Here is a 4,430-nt window from a genome sequence, read left to right as displayed (position 1 = left end):
CACGTGCACGTGATCAACGTGGACTTCACCTCGTGCCGGGACGAGGTGAAGTCCATGTCGGTGAGGTGAAGCTCCGCCGATGACCCTCGCAGCGCACCTGTGAACGGCACCCTCACCATGCCCCGGCACGGTGAGGGTGCCGTTCACGTGTTGTGGCCGCGAGGCGACCGGCACCACGACCGAGTCCACCCTTGTCACCCGCCCGGGGTCGCCGCACCAGCGGCGATGGATGACTGACAGGTCGAGTCAGTCGTCGCGCTCGCGCCTGCGGTCGCGATCGTCGTCGAGCTCCTCGAGCAGGCTGCGCAGCTCGGCGCGGACGAAGTCGCGGGTCGCCACCTCGCCAATCGCGATGCGCAGCGCCGCGATCTCGCGGGTGAGGAACTCGGTGTCGGCGAGGTTGCGCTCGGTGGTGACCCGATCTTGCTCGTACTGCACCCGGTCGCGGTCGGTCTGCCTGTTCTGCGAGAGCAGGATGAGCGGCGCGGCGTACGAGGCCTGCAGGGACAGGGCGAGCGTCAGGAAGATGAACGGGAACGAGTCGAAGCGCAGTCCCGCGGGGGCCAGGGCGTTCCAGGCGATCCAGGCGATGATCACCAGGGTCATGTAGCCGATGAACCGCCAGGAGCCGAGGAACCGCGCGACCCCGTCGGCGAGGTTGCCGAGGTGCTCGGGGTCGACGGCGAGTCGGGGCAGCTCGCGGCGGTAGGCGCGCGGCTGGTCGATGCGGCTGATGCGCCGCGTGCGCCGGTCAACCGCCACGGACCTGCTCCTGTTCCATCGGGACGCGGTCGCGCCAGTCCTCGGGCAGCATGTGGTCGAGCACGTCGTCGACCGTGACGGCGCCGAGCATGTGGTCGTTCTCGTCGACGACGGGCACCGCGGTGAGGTTGTACATGGCGAAATGGCTCGCGACGTCGTGCAGCTGGGTCTCGGGTCGCAGCGGCATGAGATCGCTGTCCATGACCCCGGAGACGAGCGAGGCGGGCGGCTCGCGCAGCAGCCGCTGGAAGTACACGAGCCCGAGGTACTTGCCGCTCGGGGTGTCGGTCGGCGGCCGGCAGACGTACACCTGGGAGCCGAGCGGGAGCGACAGGTCGGGGTTGCGGATGCGGGCCAGAGCCTCGGCCACCGTGGCGTCGGGGGCGAGGATCACGGGCTCGGTCGTCATCATGCCGCCCGCGGAGTCGTCGGCGTAACGCAGCAGCCGGCGGACCGGCGCGGCCTCCTCGGGCTCCATCAGTCGCAGCAGCTGCTCGCGCCGGTCGAGCGGCAGCACGTGCAGCAGGTCGGCGGCGTCGTCGGGGTCCATCGCCTCGAGCACGTCGGCGGCGCGCTCGGCGTCGAGCTTGCCGACGACCTCGACCTGGTCCTCGCTCGACAGCTCCTCCATGACGTCGGCCAGTCGTTCGTCGCCGAGCGCGGTCGCGACCTCCGCGCGTCGCTTCGGCGACAGCTCGTGCATCACGTGGGCGAGGTCGGCCGGACGCAGCTCGTCGAACGTGGCGAGCAGGCTCTCGGCTCCCTGGTCGCTCTCGTGGGCGCCGAACCCGGTGACGGCGTCCCAGTCGACGACGCTCGTCTCGCCGCGGCGCAGTCGCTTGCCCGGCCGGCGGACGGCGATCTTCGCGATCGCCCAGTCGCGGGTGCGGGTGCGCTCCATCGCGACGTCGAGGACGGTGACGGTGGCGTCGGAGTCGCGGTGGGTCACCTTGCGGTCGAGCAGCTCGCCGAGGACGAGCGTCTCGGTGGAGCGTTGCTGGAACCTGCGCATGCTCAGGCTGCCCGTGAAGATCACGGCGTCGCTCTCGATGTTCGTCACCCGGGTCAGCGGGAGGAAGATGAGTCGGCGCGGCTGCATCTCGACGACCAGGCCGAGCACCCGCGGCGGCCGGCTGCTGCTGCGGAACGCCACGACGGTGTCGCGGATCTTGCCGACCTGGTCCCCGGTCGGGTCGAACACGGGTACCCCGGCCAGCCGGGCCAGGAAGACACGTGTCGGCGGACCGCTCATGGAGACGAGGCTACCTGCGCACCTCGCCGTTCACGGGGAGGAGGGGCGACGCCGGCGACGGCGTCGGCCGAGCATGCCGGGGAGGCGGCCGACGGTGGTCGCCGGCGTGAGCGGCGGCGGCGCGGCGCCGGAGCCCAGGGGCGCCCGGCCGGGCCAGTCGAGCACCTCGCCGGTGGGGACGAGCCGGACGACCGCGGACTCGCGCGCCCACCGGTCCGGTGCGGCCTGGCCGTCGGGCAGGTTGAGGCGTCCGGCGACGAGGACGGGTACGGCGGCGTTCCAGTCGTCGGAGCCCGGAGCGAGCCGTACGCAGTCGGCGCGCCACGACACGATGCGGCTCCTGTTGTCCTTGCTGGGGACGGTCACCACGACCTGCGCCAGCCCGAGCAGGCCGGGCAACGGCTGCTCCAGCCCACCGGTGACGACGTACGCGGCGTCGTCGTGCCAGACGTGCCACGCGGGACGCGGCCCGGTGCCCGGCAGGTCGAGCCAGACGAGGCCCGCCTTCTTGGTGGCTTCCTCGACGAGGTGTTCCCACGTCATGGCAACGCGGTTCCCTTCACCTCGAGGGTGTCGAGCACGTCGGCGAACTCGTCCTGGTCGGCTTCGGACACCATGAAGACCTGCACGCCGAACCCGTCGCCCGAGAGGATCGCCTGCCCGTACCAGTGGGAGCAGTCCGCGCCCTGCCAGGTACGCAGGGTGCCGCGCGAGAACCCGGCAGGTGACACCGACGTGTCGGCGTGCTTGGCGTCGCACCTCGTGGGGTCCCACGAGTCGCGGGAGACGGAGTTCGGCGGGTCGAGTGCGCTCTTGTCCAGGTCGGCGAACGCCTTCCCGGCGAGCACGGTGATGCCGTTGTCGGAGTCGAGCGCGGCCGAGTCGGTCTGGGTGGTGAGCACGAGGCCCTGCTGCCGCGGCTCGCCGAACCGGCTCAGGTCCTCGGTGGACTCGCCGGGGTCGATGGTGGGACGCACCCAGCTCTGCGGCACGTCGACGACGATCTCCGCGTTGGTCGTCCTGACCCGTTCCGGACGTACCTGGATCCAGACGAGCGACCCGATGCCGAGGAGCAGCAGGGCGAGGCACGCGCAGCCGACGACGGTCAGCCTGCGCCGGCGGGTGGCGCGCTGCTCGGGTGTGCGTGGCTCCTTCGCCCCGGCAGCCGTCGGGTACCGCGTCGGCGGCTCTGCGCCGGGCGTCCATCGCTGACCAGGGAACGACGGGTGCTCCTGCGGCGGCGCGGTCTGGTGGAACGACGGCGGGCCCGGCGGCCCGGCGGACAGGCGCGGCCTCTGCGGCGTGGGCGTCTCCCCGGACACCGCGGCGGGGACGTCGTGCGGGCGGTGCACCGGCGGGACGGACGCGGGTGGCGCCGGCGCGGCCGCGTCGGGCGTGGGCGCCTCGGCAGCGCGGAGCCGCGCGCGGATCCCCTCGGCGGCGCCGGCGAGGCTGCTCGCGTCCGGCCACCGGCGTTCCCTGTCCGACTCGAGCGCGCGCATGACGAGGGCGCCGACGTCGTGTGGCACGTCGCGGCGGAGCTCGGCGGGCGGCGCGATCCGTTCGCCGGTCGCGGAGTTCGGTCGGGCGCCGGTCAGCATCTGGTAGGCGAGCGCGCCGAGCGCGTAGACGTCGACGCGCTTGTCGAGGCCGCCGCCCATGCGTGCCTGTTCGGGCGCCATGTAGCCGGGCGTGCCCGCGGCGACGGTGAAGCCCGAGGCATGCGCGATCGCCTTGGCCAGCCCGAGGTCGGCGATCATCATGCGCTCGCCGGCAGCGGTGCTGTGGAACAGGATGTTGGACGGCTTGATGTCGCGGTGGAGCACGCCGAGGTCGTGGAGCACCGCGATTCCCCGTGCGGCGTCGGCGATGTAGCCCAGCGCCGCGTCGACCGGCAGCGGGCCGCCGGCGAGCCGGTCGGCGAGCGTGCCGCCGTCGGCGTGGCTCATCACGAAGTACGGCCGGTCGTCGTCGAGCGTGCCGATGTCGTACACCCGGACGACACGGTCGGAGTCGGCGCGCCGCAGCATGCGCGCCTCCTCGACGAAGCGGCTGCGGATGTCGCTGCGCTCGATCCAGTTCTCCGCCAGGATCTTGACGGCGACGTCACCCTCGAGCTCCGGGTCGAAGGCGCGCCACACGGTCGCGAACCCGCCGGATCCGATGCGTTCGCGAACGAGGTAGCGCCCGATCTGCTGTGGTGTCGCCATCCGCCCGTACTCGTCGAGGTGCCGGTTGCTCGGACCCACCGTACTGTTCCGTGCCTCGCAACGCGATCCTAGTAGTACTTTGTTACGTGTGTCGCTACCGCTGATCCGGCTCGTGATGTGGTCGTGTTCTGATCCGTGACCCCGGAGGAGATGGACCAGGTCAGGCCGCGGCTGGTGGCGTTCGCTGCGGAGATGCTCGGCGGGCT

At 72.1% G+C, this 4,430-nt stretch carries 4 protein-coding genes; all 4 read right to left on the bottom strand.

The features are described from left to right. Positions 1-246: 246 nt before the first annotated feature. The 4 genes from GEV10_31840 to GEV10_31825 are packed head-to-tail and all read right to left on the bottom strand — an operon-like array spanning position 247 to position 4,263. Complete coding sequence (locus GEV10_31840) at positions 247-762, bottom strand: DUF1003 domain-containing protein (protein ID MQA82994.1); 516 nt, start codon at positions 760-762, stop codon at positions 247-249. Further along, a complete protein-coding gene (locus GEV10_31835; GenBank protein MQA82993.1) occupies positions 752-2,014 on the bottom strand; it encodes a CBS domain-containing protein in 1,263 nt (420 codons plus the stop codon). The genes GEV10_31840 and GEV10_31835 overlap by 11 nt, the downstream gene beginning before the upstream one ends. A gap of 30 nt (positions 2,015-2,044) precedes the next feature. Then, the gene (locus GEV10_31830; GenBank protein ID MQA82992.1) at positions 2,045-2,557 is read right to left on the bottom strand and encodes a hypothetical protein; all 513 of its coding nucleotides are present in this window, start codon (positions 2,555-2,557) and stop codon (positions 2,045-2,047) included. Next, positions 2,554-4,263 (bottom strand): protein kinase, encoded by a 1,710-nt coding sequence (locus tag GEV10_31825; GenBank protein ID MQA82991.1) that lies wholly within the window; start codon positions 4,261-4,263, stop codon positions 2,554-2,556. The genes GEV10_31830 and GEV10_31825 overlap by 4 nt, the downstream gene beginning before the upstream one ends. Positions 4,264-4,430 lie beyond the last annotated feature (167 nt).

It is taken from the genome of Streptosporangiales bacterium, from assembly GCA_009379955.1.
Lineage (GTDB): Bacteria > Actinomycetota > Actinomycetes > Streptosporangiales > WHST01 > WHST01.
The sequence above is the reverse complement of the archived record's forward strand: the minus strand, read 5'-3'. Positions and strand labels throughout refer to the sequence as shown.

Bases quoted from the DNA above. Each gene is read 5' to 3' on its own strand.
- GEV10_31835 (MQA82993.1), bottom strand. From the start codon at position 2,014: ATGAGCGGTCCGCCGACACGTGTCTTCCTGGCCCGGCTGGCCGGGGTA.
- GEV10_31830 (MQA82992.1), bottom strand. From the start codon at position 2,557: ATGACGTGGGAACACCTCGTCGAGGAAGCCACCAAGAAGGCGGGCCTC.